The sequence below is a fragment of the Porphyromonas asaccharolytica DSM 20707 genome (genome assembly GCF_000212375.1).
GTDB classification, from domain to species: domain Bacteria; phylum Bacteroidota; class Bacteroidia; order Bacteroidales; family Porphyromonadaceae; genus Porphyromonas; species Porphyromonas asaccharolytica.
Window position 1 is genome coordinate 1,686,469 of sequence record NC_015501.1, and the last position, 18,466, is coordinate 1,704,934.

At 52.2% G+C, this 18,466-nt stretch carries 15 protein-coding genes; 10 read left to right on the forward strand and 5 right to left on the reverse strand.

Annotated elements, in window-relative coordinates; genetic code table 11:
* The first annotated feature begins 363 nt into the window (after window positions 1-363).
* From serC to asnS, 10 genes are all read left to right on the forward strand, one after another.
* The gene (serC, locus tag PORAS_RS06520) at window positions 364-1,446 is read left to right on the forward strand and encodes a 3-phosphoserine/phosphohydroxythreonine transaminase (protein WP_004331663.1); all 1,083 of its coding nucleotides are present in this window, start codon (window positions 364-366) and stop codon (window positions 1,444-1,446) included.
* 108 nt (window positions 1,447-1,554) lie between these two features.
* Window positions 1,555-2,475, forward strand: coding sequence for an NAD(P)-dependent oxidoreductase (locus PORAS_RS06525; protein WP_013760645.1), 921 nt, complete (start codon window positions 1,555-1,557; stop codon window positions 2,473-2,475).
* Window positions 2,476-2,570: 95 nt separating this feature from the next.
* Window positions 2,571-3,815: a DUF1015 domain-containing protein gene (locus tag PORAS_RS06530; RefSeq protein WP_004331660.1), complete on the forward strand. Its 1,245-nt coding sequence runs from the start codon at window positions 2,571-2,573 to the stop codon at window positions 3,813-3,815.
* A 444-nt stretch (window positions 3,816-4,259) separates the two neighbouring features.
* On the forward strand, window positions 4,260-6,212 hold the full coding sequence (gene thrS / locus PORAS_RS06540) for a threonine--tRNA ligase (RefSeq protein ID WP_013760646.1): 1,953 nt from the start codon (window positions 4,260-4,262) through the stop codon (window positions 6,210-6,212).
* Between the two features lie 112 nt (window positions 6,213-6,324).
* Window positions 6,325-6,954, forward strand: a complete 630-nt coding sequence (gene infC, locus PORAS_RS06545) for a translation initiation factor IF-3 (RefSeq protein WP_004331669.1) — start codon at window positions 6,325-6,327, stop codon at window positions 6,952-6,954.
* A gap of 158 nt (window positions 6,955-7,112) precedes the next feature.
* The gene (rpmI, locus tag PORAS_RS06550) at window positions 7,113-7,307 is read left to right on the forward strand and encodes a 50S ribosomal protein L35 (RefSeq protein ID WP_013760647.1); all 195 of its coding nucleotides are present in this window, start codon (window positions 7,113-7,115) and stop codon (window positions 7,305-7,307) included.
* A gap of 57 nt (window positions 7,308-7,364) precedes the next feature.
* On the forward strand, window positions 7,365-7,712 hold the full coding sequence (gene rplT, locus PORAS_RS06555) for a 50S ribosomal protein L20 (RefSeq protein ID WP_004331643.1): 348 nt from the start codon (window positions 7,365-7,367) through the stop codon (window positions 7,710-7,712).
* 213 nt (window positions 7,713-7,925) lie between these two features.
* Complete coding sequence (gene purB, locus PORAS_RS06560; protein ID WP_004331644.1) at window positions 7,926-9,260, forward strand: adenylosuccinate lyase; 1,335 nt, start codon at window positions 7,926-7,928, stop codon at window positions 9,258-9,260.
* 171 nt (window positions 9,261-9,431) lie between these two features.
* A complete protein-coding gene (locus tag PORAS_RS06565; RefSeq protein ID WP_013760648.1) occupies window positions 9,432-10,844 on the forward strand; it encodes a pseudouridine synthase in 1,413 nt (470 codons plus the stop codon).
* 28 nt (window positions 10,845-10,872) lie between these two features.
* Window positions 10,873-12,288: an asparagine--tRNA ligase gene (gene asnS / locus PORAS_RS06570; protein ID WP_004331619.1), complete on the forward strand. Its 1,416-nt coding sequence runs from the start codon at window positions 10,873-10,875 to the stop codon at window positions 12,286-12,288.
* A 240-nt stretch (window positions 12,289-12,528) separates the two neighbouring features.
* Here the strand turns inward: asnS and truA are convergent, their stop codons facing one another.
* From truA to PORAS_RS06595, 5 genes are all read right to left on the reverse strand, one after another.
* Window positions 12,529-13,317 (reverse strand): tRNA pseudouridine(38-40) synthase TruA, encoded by a 789-nt coding sequence (gene truA, locus PORAS_RS06575; RefSeq protein WP_013760649.1) that lies wholly within the window; start codon window positions 13,315-13,317, stop codon window positions 12,529-12,531.
* Window positions 13,318-13,338: 21 nt separating this feature from the next.
* Window positions 13,339-15,813, reverse strand: a complete 2,475-nt coding sequence (gene topA, locus PORAS_RS06580; protein WP_013760650.1) for a type I DNA topoisomerase — start codon at window positions 15,811-15,813, stop codon at window positions 13,339-13,341.
* A 162-nt stretch (window positions 15,814-15,975) separates the two neighbouring features.
* Window positions 15,976-16,521 (reverse strand): 2-oxoacid:ferredoxin oxidoreductase subunit gamma family protein, encoded by a 546-nt coding sequence (locus tag PORAS_RS06585; protein ID WP_004331637.1) that lies wholly within the window; start codon window positions 16,519-16,521, stop codon window positions 15,976-15,978.
* A gap of 19 nt (window positions 16,522-16,540) precedes the next feature.
* A complete protein-coding gene (locus PORAS_RS06590; RefSeq protein ID WP_004331602.1) occupies window positions 16,541-17,344 on the reverse strand; it encodes a thiamine pyrophosphate-dependent enzyme in 804 nt (267 codons plus the stop codon).
* Between the two features lie 40 nt (window positions 17,345-17,384).
* The gene (locus PORAS_RS06595) at window positions 17,385-18,464 is read right to left on the reverse strand and encodes a 3-methyl-2-oxobutanoate dehydrogenase subunit VorB (RefSeq protein ID WP_004331587.1); all 1,080 of its coding nucleotides are present in this window, start codon (window positions 18,462-18,464) and stop codon (window positions 17,385-17,387) included.
* Window positions 18,465-18,466 lie beyond the last annotated feature (2 nt).

Consider the following 18,466-nt stretch of genomic DNA (forward strand, 5'->3'; position numbering starts at 1 on the left):
GAAGTTTCATTTCTTTCCTACGTAGGGATTTTTCATTTCCTACGTAGGGATTTAAAAATCTCCACGTAGGGATTTCCTCCCTTCTGAAGGAAAATGTGCTGCAAGGCATAAGAGACCCTGCATACAACGCATCAGACCTGAGTCTCCAAGCACTTCAAAACAGGAATTATCCGAACATTAGCACAAGGAACCGTCGAAATAGTTTGTTTCTCAACTTTAATTGCGTATCTTTGTAGGGGCAAAGAGAGGAGACTCTAAAAAGCTTTCTCTTTGCTCCTTCTAAACAAAGCAAATGGCAGTCGCACAGACCACCTATTGCACACATAGACAAGCATATAATCCCAAAACAATAAATATAGTAAGATGAAAAAGCACAACTTCTATGCTGGTCCCTCGGTACTGAACCGTGGCGTGATCGAGCGCACTGCTGATGCGGTGCTGAACTTTGCTGACATGGATCTCTCACTCCTTGAGATCTCTCACCGCAGCAAGCAATTCCAAGCTGTAATGGACGAGGCCGTAGCTACCTTCAAGGAGCTACTGGACATCCCCGAGGGTTACGAGGTACTCTTCCTCGGAGGTGGTGCTAGCCTCCAGTTCTACATGGTACCGCTCAACCTCATGGGCAAGAAAGCAGCTTACCTCAACACGGGTACGTGGTCTACTAACGCTATCAAGCAGGCAGGCTTCGTAGACAAGGTATTCGGTACGGAGACAGTTGTTGTCGCTTCTTCAGAGGATAAGAACTTCACCTACATCCCCAAGAATTTCACCATTCCCGAGGATGTGGACTACTTCCACTACACCTCCAACAATACCATCTACGGTACAGAGATCCGCAAGGACTTCGACTGCAAGGTACCTCTTGTTGCCGATATGAGTAGTGATATCTTCTCTCGTCCAGTAGACGTCAGCAAGTACGACTGTATCTACGGTGGAGCTCAGAAGAACATGGGTCCTGCCGGTACGACCTTCGTAGTAATCCGCAAGGATGCGCTAGGCAAGATCGATCGTCCACTACCTACGATGCTCGACTACCAGACGCACGTCAAGAAGGGCTCTATGTTCAATACGCCTCCTGTCCTACCTATCTATACTTGCCTCCAGACCATGAAGTGGTACAAGGAGATGGGCGGTGTCAAGGCTATGGAGCAGCGTGCTAAGGAGAAGGCTGACGCTCTCTACACAGAGATCGACCGCAACAAGCTCTTCCGTGGTACTGTCGAGGCTGAGGATCGCTCTCGCATGAACGTATGCTTCGTCCTCAACGATGAGTATGCAGAGCTACAGGATGACTTCTTCAACTTCGCTACCGAGCGTGGTATGGTAGGTATCAAGGGTCACCGCTCTGTAGGTGGCTTCCGTGCATCTCTCTACAATGGCCTCGAGATGGAGAGCGTACAGGCTCTGATCAAGGCTATGCAAGACTTCGAGAAGAAGCACTAATCTCTCTCTCATCACTTACATAACTCTATCTGTCCTACCCCGCAGCACCTCACACCAATAGGGGGTCTACGGGGTAGGCTCCTAAATAAAGATATCACTCACAATACTATGACTAAAGTACTTATCGCAACTGAGAAGCCCTTTGCACCAGTCGCTGTAGATGGCATTCGCAAGATTGTAGAGGGTGCTGGCTTTGAGCTAGTACTCCTAGAGAAATATACAGAGCGTCAGCAGCTCCTCGACGCTGTCAAGGATGTAGACGCTATCATCGTACGTAGCGACAAAATCCAGGCTGATGTCTTTGAGGCTGCTAAGAACCTCAAGATCGTCGTACGCGCTGGTGCTGGCTATGACAACGTAGACTTAGAGGCTGCTACCAAGCACAACGTCTGCGTGATGAACACTCCTGGACAGAACTCCAACGCTGTTGCTGAGCTTGCTTTTGCGCTCATGCTCGCTATGGTTCGCAACCACTTCAACGGCAAGTCTGGCTCTGAGCTCAAGGGCAAGAAGCTCGGTATCCAGGGCTTCGGACACATCGGTCGTTGCCTAGCTAAGATCGCTCAGGGCTTCGGCATGGAGGTTTACTACAACAAGCGTCACCGCCTCGATGCAGCTGAGGAGAAGGAGCTCGGGCTCACCTACTGCAGCCAGGAGGATCTCTTCAAGCAGTGCGACATCGTATCGCTCAATACGCCCAAGACCGCTGAGACTGTCAAGAGCATCAACGGCAAGTATGTCAAGATGATGCCTAAGGGTGGTCTCATCGTCAATACGGCTCGTAAGGAGATCATCGATGAGGAGTGCTTCCTAGCAGCTCTCAAGGAGCGCACGGACGTACGCTACGCTACCGATATCGCGCCTGACATGCACGAGGAGTACCAGAAGGAGCTACAGGATCGCTACCTAGCTACCGCTAAGAAGATGGGTGCTCAGACAGCTGAGGCAAACATCAACGCTGGTCTTGCTGCTGCTAACCAGATCGTTGGCTTCATCAAGGATGGTTGTGAGACTTTCCGCGTCAACTAATCACTAAATGACTTAGAGACTTTGGTCTCCTCACAACTTGAGGGGACTGAAGTCTCTCTTTCTTTTTCATTCTCACCCCACTAAGACTCTCTATTATGGCTATAATCAAACCATTCAAAGGATACAGACCACCACAGAATCTTGTCGAGAAGGTCAACTCTCGTCCCTACGACGTGCTAAACTCTGACGAGGCACGCAAGGAGGCAGAGGGCAATCCTATGTCTCTATACCACATCATCAAGCCGGAGATCAACTTCCCCGCAGGTACCGACGAGCACGACCCCAAGGTCTACGACGAGGCTGTCAAGCAGTACCAGCACTTCAAGAAGGAGGGCTGGCTCGTACAGGACGACAAGGAGTGCTACTACGTCTATGCTCAGACGATGAACGGCAAGACACAGTATGGTCTCGTCATCGGCGCTTATGTCGAGGACTACCTCAACGGTGTCATCAAGAAGCACGAGCTCACACGCCGTGACAAGGAGGAGGATCGTATGAAGCACGTCCGCATCAACAATGCGAACATTGAGCCGGTCTTCTTCGCTTACCCTGACAATGATGAGCTAGACAAGATTGTCGCTAAGTATACAGCCGAGAAGCCTGTCTACGACTTCGTTGCCAACGATACCTTCCAGCATCAGTTCTGGATCATCGACAACGATCAGGATATCAAGCGCATCACCGAGCTATTTGGCCAGATGCCTGCACTCTACATCGCTGATGGTCACCATCGTAGTGCTGCTGCAGCACTCGTAGGTGCTGAGAAGGCTAAGCAAAACCCCAATCACCGTGGTGATGAGGAGTACAACTACTTTATGGCTGTCGCCTTCCCCGCCAACCAGCTCACTGTCATCGACTACAACCGTGTCGTCAAGGATCTCAATGGGCTAAGCAGCGAGGAGTTCCTCAAGAAGCTCGAAAAGGACTTCGTCGTCGAGAAGAAGGGCACAGAGATCTACAAGCCCGCTAAGCTGCACAACTTCTCACTCTACCTAGATGGCAACTGGTACTCGCTCACCGCTAAGCCAGGCACCTACGATGACAACGATCCTATCGGCATCCTAGACGTCACCATCTCATCGAATCACATCCTCGATGAGATCCTCGGCATCAAGGATCTACGTAGTGACAAGCGCATCGACTTCGTTGGTGGTATCCGCGGTCTTGGCGAGCTCAAGAAGCGTGTCGACTCAGGCGAGATGAAGGTAGCACTAGCTCTCTATCCCGTCACGATGAAGCAAATCATGGACATCGCTGACACGGGCAACATCATGCCACCTAAGACTACGTGGTTCGAGCCTAAGCTCCGCTCCGGTATCGTCATCCACGAGCTCAGCTAGAGCACAACTTATCTATAGACGATGGGGGGACTGTACCTTTTGTGGTGCGGTCCCCTTTTCTACTCTTATGTGGCAATCGCTACTCAAGATTGCTCAGTAAGCATTGGGAGATGGAAAACAAGCTACACTATATGCTGGATATGCTTTTTAGGACGGTCTACTCTACCAAGAGAACGTGCAGCGCAACTCAGGGCATGAACATCATGAACAGAATAAATCTGACTGTAATTCAAAGGCTTAAAGACGAGCTCAAAGCTTCATCAACACTTCATTTGAAGAAAAAACTAGCATAGATGACCTCAAAGGAAATTTTCAAAATGAATTTATACTGCGTCAGCCCTGAGGGTTGAGAGCTTTTTTTGTACCTTTGTGGTGTATATACCTTTTGGAGCGTGTTGCCGATGGCAACAGTCTCTTTAATTAGTCGACTACAACACACCACTTATGTCTGATCAGATACATATCACGCTACCCGATGGCAGTGTTAAGGAAATGAAGCAGGGGGTGACCCCGCTAGATATAGCGAATAGCATCAGCGAGCGACTGGCACAGGAGGTCCTAGCGGCCGAGTGCGATGGCAAGCTCATCGATGTGCGTACTCCGCTCATGCATGATGCCCACATCAAGCTCCTCAAGTGGGAGGACGAGGGTGGCAAGCACGCCTTCTGGCACACCTCGGCTCACCTTATGGCGGAGGCTCTACAGGAGCTTTACCCTGGCGTACAGTTTGGCATAGGACCTGCTATCGATGCGGGCTTCTACTATGACATAGATACTGGTGATGAGGTGATCAAGTCGGAGGATCTGCCTAAGATCGAAGCTAAGATGCTGGAACTGGCGCGTCGCAAGGAGACGCTCGAGCGCAAAGCTATCTCCAAGAGCGATGCCCTAGACTTCTTCAAGAAAACAGGTCAGGGCTACAAGCTAGAGCTGATCAACGATCTGGAGGATGGCACCATCACGACCTATACGCAGGGTGCCTTCACCGACCTCTGCCGTGGACCACACCTCCCCTCCACAGCGCCTATAAAGGCGGTCAAGCTACTGAGCGTGGCTGGTGCTTACTGGCGTGGTGATGAGACACGCAAGCAATTGACTCGTATATATGGTATCACTTTCCCCAAGAAGAAGCTCCTTGACGAGTACCTTGCGCTGCTCGAAGAGGCAAAGAAACGTGATCACCGCAAGATAGGTAAGGAGCTGGAGCTTTTTGCCTTCTCACAACGTGTCGGACAGGGGCTGCCTCTATGGCTACCACGTGGTACGCAGCTGAGACTCAAGCTAGAGGATTTTCTCAAGCGTATCCAAAAGCGCTACGGCTATCAGCAGGTGATGACGCCTCACATCGGCAATGTGGAGCTCTACAAGACGAGCGGTCACTATGCTAAGTATGGTGCTGACTCATTTCAAGTGATCACGACACCTCAGGAGGGAGAAGCCTTCATGCTGAAGCCAATGAACTGCCCCCACCACTGCGAGATATATAGGCTCAAGCCTCACTCCTACAGAGATCTACCCGTACGTCTGGCTGAGTTTGGTACGGTCTATCGCTACGAGCAGAGCGGTGAGCTACACGGCTTGACGCGCGTACGTGGCTTTACGCAAGACGATGCACATATCTTCTGCCGTCCTGATCAGGTCAAAGAGGAATTCCTCAAGGTGATGGACATTATCTTCATCATCTTTAGAGCACTGGACTTTGAGAACTTTGAGGCACAGATCTCTCTACGCAGCCAGACTGACCGTAGCAAGTACATCGGTAGCGAGGAAAACTGGGATCGTGCTGAGCAGGCCATTATCGAAGCTTGTCAAGAGGCTGGTCTACCGGCACATGTTGAGTACGATGAGGCAGCATTCTATGGCCCGAAGCTTGACTTTATGGTCAAGGATGCTCTCGGTAGACGCTGGCAGCTAGGTACGATCCAGGTAGACTACAACCTACCAGAGCGTTTTGACCTAGAGTACACGGGCGAGGACAATCAGAAGCACCGCCCCGTGATGATACACCGCGCACCCTTTGGCTCGATGGAGCGATTTGTAGCGGTGCTCATAGAGCACACGGCGGGCAAGTTCCCCCTATGGTTGGCTCCAGACCAAGTCGTCATATTGCCAGTCTCGGAGCGCTTCAACGAATACGCAAATGAGGTGGCAGTTGCTCTAAGCGAGCATGACATCAGCGTATCGATCGATGACCGCAACGAGAAGGTCGGTCGCAAGATACGTGACAATGAGCTCAAGCGCATCCCCTACATGCTGATCGTGGGTGAGCAGGAGCAGGCTGACGGCACTGTCTCGGTGCGTAAGCAAGGCGAGGGTGATGTTGGTACGGAAAAAATTAGTACCTTTGCCGAGCGTATCCTTCAGGAGATAGAGAGTCAGATGAATGCCAAGGGGTAGTCATCTACCTTTTATCTCAAGAGAAAGATAAGTCGTATCAATCTAAGCACTTGATCAAATAACCCAAACCTAGCAAACTGCTAACAAATCACTAACTGCTAATTGCAGACGAATGGCAAACAGTAGAAATTTCAGACGTCCACCCATCAAAGAGCAACCGAACCGGATCAACGAGCAGATACCTCATCGCGAGGTACGTCTCGTCGGTGACAATGTAGACCAGGGGGTCTACCCTATCCAGCAAGCTCGTCGTATAGCCGAGCTACAAGGACTAGACCTTGTGGAGATCTCTCCCAATGCGGAGCCGCCCGTATGTCGTGTGACTAACTACCAGAAGTTTCTCTACCAGCAGAAGAAGAGACAGAAGGAGCAAAAGGCTAAGCAGGCTAAGGTGGTCGTCAAGGAGATCCGCTTCGGACCTCAGACGGATGACCACGACTACAACTTCAAGCTTCGTCACGCTGAGGGCTTCCTTAAGGATGGCTTTAAGGTGAAAGCGTACGTCTTCTTCCGTGGTCGCAGTATCCTCTTTAAGGATCAAGGCGAGATACTCCTCCTACGCTTTGCCAACGATCTAGAAGATCTGGCGCGTGTCGAGAGTATGCCAGTGCTAGAGGGCAAGCGCATGACGATCATGCTAGCTCCTAAGCCAGCCTCTGCTAAGGGTAAGAAAAAGGAACCCAAGCAGACCAACGAGGAGCAGACAGATCAAGAAGTATCGGAGAAGAACGAAGACGAGTAGTCCTAACATAGACTCATTAATAAGCAAGTAAATCACCTACCCTACCAGTTTCGCTCAGTGCGTAGCAGACTATCCAAACAGGCATAGGCGTGCCTCTAGGTAGTTGGTCAGGAGGGTGCATCTAACAATAGTTTCACACAATTCAAAATCCAAACAAAATGCCTAAACAGAAGACAGTATCAGGCGCTAAGAAGCGTTTTTTCCTGACAGGTAGCGGACGCGTCAAGCGTAAGCATGCGTACAAGAGTCACATCCTCACCAAAAAGAGCAAGAAGCGTAAGCGCAATCTTACCTACACAGCTCTCGTGCACCCACACAATGAGAAGAGTGTCAAGGAGATGCTCAACCTTTAATCGAGGACTTAACAGAGTTTAGTACGTACTAATTACACACACTAATCGACACAAGAAATGCCTAGATCAGTAAATCACGTCGCTTCACGAGCTAAGCGCAAGAGAATACTCAAGCTAACACGCGGATACATCGGTGCCCGCAGTAACGTATGGACCGTAGCCAAGAATGGCTGGGAGAAGGGTCTGAAGTACGCTTACCGTGACCGTAAGAATAAGAAGCGCTCTTTCCGCGCTCTATGGATACAGCGTATCAACGCTGCTGCACGCCTGGAGGGTATGACCTACTCTACACTTATGGGTGCCCTACATAAGCAGGGGATTGAGATCAATCGTAAGGTCCTCGCTGACCTCGCGATGAACAACCCCGAAGCCTTTAAGTCTATCTGCGAAAAGGCTAGAGGCTAAACGAGCAGCTCTCTAACAAAGCCTAGGCGCAAGACACAGGACGCACGATGTCTCCTTTACGGCATCACGATCTTGAGTCTTGCGTCTAGTCATTAATCTGTTTTCTATCGAGTCGCTATAGTTATGCTCAGCACATCGCGTCAGCTGTGGCAGACCTAGCGTAGCGACACGCCCCTTTTTGTCATCTTACAACTCTCTTCAATCCATAATAGTATGTCAGCTCTTCAAGCAATCTCACCTCTAGATGGACGCTATGCGAGCAAAACGGCTCCCCTAGCAGCTTACAGCTCCGAGTCAGCGCTCATCCGCTACCGTGTACGTATCGAGGTAGAGTACCTCATAGCGTTAACCCAAGCGATACCCGCACTGAGCAAAGCCCTCACAGAGCCTAAGCAAGAGGCTCTAAGAAAGCTTTACAAGGAGTGGTCCGCAGAGGCCGCACAAGAGGTGAAGGATATCGAGGCTACGACCAATCATGATGTCAAGGCTGTCGAGTACTACATCAAGCGTCATCTACCTCAGTTGGGACTAGAAAAGATTGAGGAGTTTGTCCACTTCGGACTAACCTCACAAGATGTCAACAATACCGCCTTCCCGCTTATGCTGCGCGAGGCACTGCACGAGGTCTACCTTCCTACGCTTCAGAAGCTCATCGAGCAGCTACGTCAGCTCGCTAATGAGTGGCACGATGTCGCTATGCTAGCGCGCACGCATGGTCAGCCCGCTAGCCCCACACGTCTAGGCAAGGAGATCATGGTCTTCGTCTACCGCTTGGAGCAGCAGACCAAAGCTCTAGAGAGGGTGCCTATCACGGGCAAGTTTGGCGGTGCTACGGGTAATTTTAATGCACACCATGTCGCCTACCCTACCATTGACTGGGTCGCTTTTGGCAATAGTTTCCTCTCATCTCTAGGGCTAGAGCGTGAGCAGTACACGACACAGATCTCCAACTACGACAACCTCGCCGCCCTCTTTGAGGCGATGGCTCGTATCAACACGATCCTCATCGATCTCGCTCGAGACTTCTGGAGCTACATCTCTATGGGTTACTTCGGACAGAAAATCAAGGCGGGAGAAGTCGGCTCTAGTGCTATGCCTCACAAGGTTAATCCCATTGACTTTGAGAATGCTGAGGGCAATCTCGGGCTAGCTAATGCAGTGGCTCTGCACCTAGCCTCTAAGCTTCCCATATCTCGTCTGCAACGGGACCTGACCGACTCGACGGTGATACGCAATCAGCTTGTTCCGATGGGCTACACGCTGATAGCTTTCAGTAGCCTCTCTAAGGGTCTTGGCAAGCTTGTCATCCACCCCGAGCGCATCGCTCATGATCTAGAGTGCAACTGGGCCGTGGTCGCCGAGGCTATCCAGACGATTCTGCGCCGTGAGGGTTATCCGCACCCCTATGAGACACTCAAAGCACTGACCCGCACGGGTGAGGAGATAAGCCAAGAGACGATCGCCCACTTTATCGACACCTTAGAGGTTGATGAGGCGGTCAAGGCAGAGCTTCGTCAGATCACGCCACATAACTATGTAGGGCTCTAGTCTGCCAATAAATTAGTACCTTTGCCTCAGCTCGATCAAACAGTACGATCCATAGTTAGTAAGATCCGAAGGAAAGTCTGTTGATACTGTTTTAGCAACAACAGAGACCCCTTGATACAGAACACTACCACGCAACAGACCACGCTTGTTGTGTAGTCATTAAACAGCTTCATGTCTATAGACAGCAATCCTACATCAGAGGCACAGCACAAGAAGAGTCCCTCTGCCGACTCCTCTGCGGAGGTGCCCTCGTCAGCATCTACTGGCAAGCGAAAACGTCAGCGCATAGCGCGACCCGCTGTCAGTGAGTCCTTGATCCGTGTCAAGGTCAGTGGTGAAGAGAGTGCCACCGTGACGCATCGCAACATAGATGCCTCCGAGATGGTCAAGCCCCGTGACATCAATGCAGAAAAAGCTTTAGAGCGAAGACATAACTTCGACGATCAACATAATGAAGGGCGCAATTTTCACAAAGTTTCGGCACCGATGTCTGTAGTAAGCGAAGGTAATCAGGATGACCCTGTCATATACCCATACGCCAAGCAGAGAGGAAAGGCTACCCGCCCTAAAGCACATAGCGAAGAAGCTCGCACCTCATCACCACGACGCAAGAGAGGAGCCAATACAACCGATCGTAAAGATAAGCGCTCCTCAGCTCCTCGCAAGAACACTGGTCAACGGTCTAATAAGCAACGTAAGGGCGAAGCAAAGCCTCGCACACCTAAGGCGCCTGTCGAGCCCGTACGCTACGCCTCTCCCCTAGTCGAGGCTGGCGAACCGATACGACTTAATAAGTTCCTCTCCAACTCTGGGCTATGTTCGCGTCGCATGGCAGACCAGTACATCGCTGCAGGACGTGTCAAGGTCAATGGTGCCGTTATCTCCGAGCTTGGCTCGCAGGTGCTGCCGACTGATCAAGTGATGGTCGATGACAAGCTGGTCTCTCTAGAGGCTAAGGTCTACGTACTACTCAACAAGCCGAAGAACTGCGTCACCACGCTCACCGATCCCGAGGGGCGACGCACCGTCATGGATCTCGTGCACAACGCTTGCACCGAGCGCATCTACCCCATCGGTCGCCTAGACCGCAACACGACCGGCATACTCCTTCTCACCAATGATGGCGATCTAGCGGTACGCTTGATGCACCCCGCCTTTCGCAAGAAGAAAATCTACGAGGTAGCCCTCGACAAGGAGGTCACCGTAGAGCACATGCAGATGATCGCTCATGGCTTCGAGTTAGAAGATGGAGAGATCCACGCCGATGCCATCAGCTATATCACAGGACAGACCCACGACAAGGTCGGCATAGAGATCCACTCGGGTCGCAACCGCATCGTGCGTCGCATCTTCGAGCATCTAGGCTATCGCGTTGTGCACCTAGACCGTGTCTACTACGCAGGTCTCACCAAGAAAGATCTACCACGAGGACGCTGGCGCTACCTTACGCCCGAGGAAGTACGCTACCTCCGCATGGGTGTCAAGGAGCAAGAGGACAACGGCGTAGCACCCACCACCAAAGTCTACCATAAGCACCAAGAGACACCAGATCATCCCTTTGCATCCGAAGAGATAGAAGACTAAATAGGTATAAACCATATCAGCAGATACTATGAATAACTCACTACCACGCACTACTATCAAGGAGCTCCCCCAACTTGCTCAGCGTCAGCTCCCCCAGCCCGTCTGTGTCAAGGGATGGGTACGCACCAAGCGAGGCAACAAGGCTGTCTGCTTCGTTGCGCTCAACGATGGCTCGACAGTACATAACATACAGATTGTCATTGACAAGGCTCAGACCGACCCCAAGCTCCTCGAGCAGATCACCACAGGCGCCGCTATCGGTGTCGTCGGTACGCTCGTCGCTTCACAGGGTCAAGGGCAAGAGTACGAGATCCAAGCTGACGAAATAACCATCTACGGTACCTCTGATCCCGTTCGCTATCCACTGCAAAAGAAAGGGCACACACTAGAGTTCCTTCGTGAGATCGCTCACCTGCGTCCACGTACCAACACATTCGCAGCCGTTCTCCGCATTCGCCACAACATGGCTTATGCGATCCACACTTTCTTTCACGAGCGTGGTTACTTCTACCTTCACACCCCGATCATCACCTCAAGCGATGCCGAGGGGGCTGGGCAAATGTTTACCGTCACCACGCTAGACATGAACAAGCTCCCCCTTGCTAAAGACGGGAGTGTGGACTATAGCAAAGACTTCTTTGGCAAGCACACCTCGCTGACCGTGTCGGGACAGCTAGAGGGTGAGCTAGGAGCCATGGCTCTAGGCGGTATCTATACCTTTGGTCCTACCTTTAGAGCTGAAAACTCCAACACACCTCGTCACCTGGCTGAGTTCTGGATGGTCGAGCCTGAGGTCGCCTTTATGGATAATGAAGGCAACCAAGACCTCGCAGAGGCATTCACCAAGCACTGTCTGCAGTGGGCTCTAGATCATTGTATGGACGACCTCGAGTTCCTAGCCGAGCATTATGACAAGGAGCTCATCGAGCGCATCCGCTTCGTCGTGGAGCGTCCATTCGTACGCACCACCTATACCGAGGGTGTGGCGATCCTCGAGGAGGCCGTCCGTGGCGGCAAGAAGTTCGAGTTCCCCGTCTACTGGGGTGCTGACCTCGCCAGCGAGCATGAGCGTTACCTCGTCGAGCAGCACTACAATGCGCCCGTCATCATGACCGACTACCCGAAGGAGATCAAGGCCTTCTATATGAAGCAAAACGACGACGGCAAGACCGTCCGCGGTATGGACGTTCTCTTCCCGCACATTGGCGAGATCATCGGAGGTAGCGAGCGAGAGACCGACATCGACAAGCTCACAGCACGTGCCCAGGAGGTCGGCATCAAGGACAAGGATCTATGGTGGTACCTCGACACGCGTCGCTATGGCTCAGCACCACATGCGGGCTTCGGGCTAGGCTTCGAGAGACTCCTCCTCTTCGTCACTGGCATGACCAACATCCGTGACGTGATCCCCTTCCCCCGCACGCCAAACAACGCCAACTTCTAGTCCCTTCCCCACTCGCTAGAGGACTAGCAATCATATCTTATCCGTTCAAGGCTGTAGCACCTCCACGTATGGTGCTGCAGCCTTTTCTATTTGTTGCCCTGCAGAAATGAGCTAACTATCAGTTCCACTCGGGTGAAACTATAGATTGGTAAAATAAAAAAGGAGTTGCCGCAGATACGACACTCCCTTGGTAGGTGTAGTGGATCAATGTATAGAGAGCGTGAGTAGCCGACGAATCTTTTACTCGGGATCTGTGCTGTAGATCGAGTCGGGATAGGTCGCCTCAACGAAAAAGAGCGCACGGGCTGGAGCTGCCGAGCCGGCCAGCGAGCGGTCTTCGCTCTGAATCAACTCTGCGATAGAGTCTGGCGTGCGCTGTCCGTAGCCCACCTCGAGGAGCGTTCCCACCATCGTACGCACCATGCCGTGGAGAAAGCGATTGGCACACACCTCGTAGCGCATCGCATCCCACAGACCAGGCATCTCGACCTGCTCCCAATGCGCTGTGTAGACGGTACAGCGGTTGTGCTTCGTCTGCGTGTGTAGCTTGCTAAAGGAGGTGAAGTCGTGCTCACCGATGAAGTGGCGACAAGCTTCGTTCATCAGCGCCATATCAGGGAGCGTGCGTCGCTCCCAGCAGTAGTCGCTCCAAAAGGGGTTGCTACAAGCGGATATGTAGTAGTGATACCTTCGTGAGGTGGCGTCAAAGCGGGCGTGAGCTGTCGGGATGACTGGAGTGACAGAGCGAACGGATATACCTCCACGCAGTATGCCGCACAAGCCTCTCTGTATTTGCGCTAGCGGAGGGTGCGGGATCGGCAAGTCAGCATGCGCCATCATACTGTAGGCGTGTACCCCAGCGTCTGTGCGCCCTGCGCCTGTGACCGAGATCGACTGGCGGAAGAGCATCGAGAGGGCGCGCTCTAGCTCAGACTGCACCGAGACACCACGAGGCTGTACCTGCCAGCCACAATAGTTGGTGCCGTCGTAAGCGACCTCTAGGAATACACGCTGTACGGGAGCCTCCATGGCTTTAAAGGTAGATAGCTATCACGACTTAGAGGCCGCACTACGCTTAGGCGCAGCCTTCTTAGCAGTGCTAGTCGTCTTCTTGGTCGTACTCTTCTTAGATGTGCTAGTAGCCTTCTTTGCTGTTGCACGACCCTTCTTAGGAGTCTCGTTATCTTGCTCAGCGATGATAGCGACGACCTCGGCGTATGTCAGCTTCGTGGGCTCGGCTTTCTGTTCCTTGGTGAGCTTGTAGTTCTTCTTGCCCACCTTGATGTAAGCGCCCCAGCGTCCGTCACGGATCACAATATCAGGGTCCTCGGGGAAGCTCTTGAGCAGACTGGCGGCATCCTTACGACGCTTTTCCTCAATGAGCTCGATCGCTTCCTGGAGCGTGATTTCCTCGGGTGTCAGACCACTGCTCTTGGGGATTGAGGTAAAGGCACCTTTGTGACGCAAGTAAGGGCCAAAGCGTCCCACAGCAGCAACCACATCGCCACCCTCAAACTCACCCACCGTGCGGGGCAGGTCAAAGAGCTTGAGCGCCTCCTCTAGCGTGATCGTCTCTATGAGCAGATTGCTCGGGATGCTGGCGAAGCGAGGCTTGAGACGCTCCCGCTCCTCCTCAGGCAGAGAACTGTCGGGAGCCTCTCCGATCTGCACCATCGGACCATAGCGTCCGATGCGAGCAATAACTGGTTTACCACTTACAGGATCAGTGCCGAGCAGTCGCTCGCCTGTATAGCGCTTAGCTCCAGACTGGCTCTGCTCCTCGATGATCGGGTGGAACTTATCGTAAAACGTGCCGATCAGATCTTGCCAGTGAGCCTCTCCCTCGGCAACTTTGTCAAAGTGCTCCTCGACATCTGCCGTGAAGTTATAGTCGACGACACGGGAGAAGTTTTCCATCAGGAAGTCGGTCACGACAATCCCCATATCGGTGGGGACAAGCCGTCCGCGATCGCCTCCATAGCGCTCCTTCTGCTTGTGCGACTTGATGGTTGTATTTCCTGCTCCGTGCTGCCAGTTAAGGTATAGCACATCGCGACTCTCGCCTTGGCTCTCGCCACGACGCACGTACTCTCTGTTTTGGATCGTCTGGATAGTCGGAGCATAAGTTGACGGACGACCGATGCCTAGCTCCTCCATCTTGCGAACGAGGGATGCCTCCGTGTAGCGGGGCTTAGGCTTGGTAAAGGATTGCCGCCCCTCTATCTCTCGTAGCTGTAGCGAGTCACCCTCCCTCAGCTTGGGAAGCACATTGCCACTAGTATCCTCCTCGTCATCACGACTCTCCGTGTAAGCGCTGATGAAACCGTCGAAGACAATCACCTCGCCACGAGCCTCTAAACGAACAGAATCAGCGCCTTGCGAAGCGATCTGCGCTATCGTCCGCTCGATGCGAGCATCGGCCATCTGACTAGCGAGTGTGCGCTTGCGTATGAGGTCGTAGAGGGCTTGTTCCTGCTTGGTACCCTGTATCGTAGCGTTGCGCAGATAAGTCGGACGAATAGCTTCGTGCGCCTCCTGCGCCCCTTTGCTCTTAGCGTGATAGTGTCGGCGCTGATAGTAGTCAGCCCCCCACTGCTCTAGGATCACTGTCTCTGCATCGTGGAGTGCAAGGCTAGAAAGATTGACCGAGTCGGTACGCATATAGGTGATGAGACCTCGCTCGTAGAGAGCCTGCGCCACACGCATCGTATTGGAGACGCTCATACCGAGCTTGCGAGAAGCCTCCTGCTGGAGCGTACTGGTGGTAAAAGGTGCCGACGGAGAGCGACGTCCAGGCTTTTGCTCTACCTGCTGTACAGCAAAGGTGGACTGACTATCGATAGCTCGCTGCATAAGCTGGCGAGCAGCTTCTTCGGAGGGAAGGTTTTCAGGGAGTGTGGCAGAGAAAGTGTCTCCACCCTTGGTCTCTAGGCGTGTCGTGATAGCAAAAGAGGTCTCTGGCTGGAAGGCTAATATCTCGCGCTCCCGCTCTACAATCAGACGCACAGCGACGCTTTGCACACGTCCTGCCGAGAGCGAGGGCCCGACACGTCTCCAGAGGACAGGTGAGAGCTCAAAGCCCACGATACGATCTAAGACACGACGCGCCTGCTGGGCATCTACAAGGTTTTCGTTGATCGATCGTGGATTCTGAATAGCATGTTGTATGGCGCTCTTAGTGATCTCGTGGAATGCGATACGATGTGTCTCCTTGTCCTTAAGGTCTAGCACCTGATAGAGGTGCCATGCGATCGCCTCTCCCTCGCGGTCCTCATCGGATGCGAGCCATACGATGTCGCTCCCCTTAGCAGCTTTGCGCAGCTCCGAGACAAGACGCTGCTTATCTGCGGGGATCTCATAGATAGGTGCGAAGTGATGCTCCACGTCTACACTGAAGCTGCTCGGCTTGAGGTCACGTATGTGTCCATAGCTCGAGAGCACTTTGTAGTCAGCACCGAGGAATTTGCCAATCGTCTTCGCCTTTGCGGGGGACTCTACTATTACTAAGTTCTTCTGGTTTGCCATAATCTCACGCTATCAGAGACTATTGCCATAGTCTCAATTGGTGCAAAGGTACTCTTTTATAAGGAAACAAAGGCTTTAGCAGAAAAAAGGGAAGGCGTCCGTCAATCTAACAGTAGATCGACAGACGCCTTGTCATTGTTAGTGCGAGGGTCTCTCCCTAGACTAGTTGACCTTGATCAGACTATCCATACCACGCTTGATAGCCTCCTCGTTGAGGGGGATCAGCTTGTGGTGGCGCTCAGGCAGAGACTTCTTGAGTCCTGCGATGATGCTCTCGAGCTTTAGCATAGGAGCAGCCTTGAGCATACCACCGAGGATGATCATGTTGAAGATCTTATCATTACCCATCTCTAGGCTCTGCTCAGTAGCAGGTACCTCGTAGATGTTGATATCCTTACGGTCAGACTTGTGCTGGATGAGAGCTGGGTCGTAGATGAGGATACCGCCCTTCTTGACACGAGGAGCGAACTTGTCGAGTGATGGTTGATTGAGTACGATGACGACATCATACTCGTTGACAACTGGCGAGCTAACAGGCTCATCGCTCACGATGACCGTAACGTTACTCGTACCACCACGCTGCTCAGGTCCGTAAGAAGGCATCCAGGATACCTCCTTGTCCTCCATGATACCAGAGTAAGCAATTATCTTACCCATAGAGAGTACACCCTGACCTCCGAAGCCAGATATGACTATTTCGTAATTCATAGTTGTTCCTTTCGTCTGATTAGATTTTCATTGTAACCACCTCATCGTTGCTACCCTTAGACTCGACATCCTTGATGTCACCAAGAGCGTACTTGTCGACCATAAACTTCGACATCCACTCATTAGCCTTAGCAGGGCTCATCTTCCAGCCTGTATTGCAGGTTGAGACAAACTCAACGACGCTGGTACCCTTGCCTGCAAGTGAATTCTCAAAAGCCTTGCGTAGAGCCTTCTTAGCCTTACGTACAGCAGGCGCTGTGTGTACACTCTGACGTGTAACGTAGCAAGTACCGTCTAGCTCAGAGAGGATCTTGGAGATGACGAGAGGATAGCCGTTGAGCTCTGGCGTACGACCATCAGGACAGGTGACAGTCTTCATACCGAGTAGTGTGGTAGGAGCCATCTGACCACCGGTCATACCATAGATACCGTTGTTGATGAAGATGATGACAATGTTCTCACCACGGTTTGCAGCGTGGATTGTCTCAGCGGTACCGATAGCGGCTAGGTCACCATCACCCTGATAAGTGAAGACGAGCTTATTAGGGTATAGACGCTTGATAGCAGTAGCTACAGCAGGCGCACGTCCGTGAGCAGCCTCCTGCCAGTCTATGTCTATATAGTTGTAAGCGAAGACGGAGCAACCCACAGGAGCTACACCGACAGTCTGGTCGCCCATGCCCATCTCCTCGAGGACCTCTGCAACCAGCTTGTGCACGACACCGTGGCTACAGCCTGGGCAGTAGTGCATCGTGTTATTGTTGAGCAAACTTGGCTTCTGATAGACCAAGTTCTCTGGTTTAGTTATATCCTTTATATCCATGATATTTGTTGTCTATTACTGGTTATTGATAAGGGTAAGCTTACTTGACGAGCTTCGTACGCAAAGCGTTGAGGACCTCGTCTGGAGAGAATAGCATACCACCCATACGTCCGAAGTGCTCTACAGGGCAGCGACCGTTGACGGCAAGTCTGACATCCTCGACCATCTGACCAGCATTGAGCTCGACAGAGAGGAAGCCCTTGACACCACGCTCAGCGAGCTTGGTGATCACTTCGTATGGATAAGGCCATAGCGTGATAGGACGTACGAGACCTACCTTGAGACCCTCCTGGCGAGCTACCTGAACGACCTTCTGGCAGATACGTGCAGAAGAGCCGAAAGCTACTAGTACGTAGTCAGCATCCTCCGTCATCGTCTCCTCGTAGCGTATCTCGTTCTCCTCGATCTTGCGATACTTCTCCTGGAAGCGTAGGTTGTTTTGCTCCATCACAGCTGAGTCTAACTCGAGAGATGTGATGATAGAGCGCTTATCAGGTGTATGACCTGTAGTAGCCCAGGGGCAGGAAGCTGCGATCTCCTCATCGGTGTGACGAGGCTTCTGCTCGGGTAGAACCACCTTCTCCATCATCTGTCCGATGATACCATCGCTCAGTATCATAACTGGGTTACGATACTTAAACGCCATATCCATACCGACACCGACGAAGTCGACCATCTCCTGTACAGAGTAAGGAGCTAGTACGATGAGACGATAGTCACCGTGTCCACCACCCTTGGTGGTCTGGAAGTAGTCGGCCTGACTTGGCTGGATCGTACCTAGACCAGGTCCACCGCGCATCACGTTGACGATTAGTGCGGGTAGCTCAGCACCAGCGATGTAGCTGATACCCTCAGCCATCAGGCTGATACCAGGGCTAGAGGAGGAGGTCATAACACGCTTACCAGCGCCAGCACCTCCATAGACCATGTTAATAGAAGAGACCTCGCTCTCAGCCTGTAGGACGACCATACCGGTCTTCTCCCAAGGGCGTAGCGACATAAGAGTCTCGAGCACCTCAGACTGAGGTGTGATAGGATATCCGAAATAGCCATCCAGTCCGTTGAGGATTGCCGAGTGTGCCAGGGCCTCGTTGCCCTTCATCAGTTTTACTTCTGCCATGA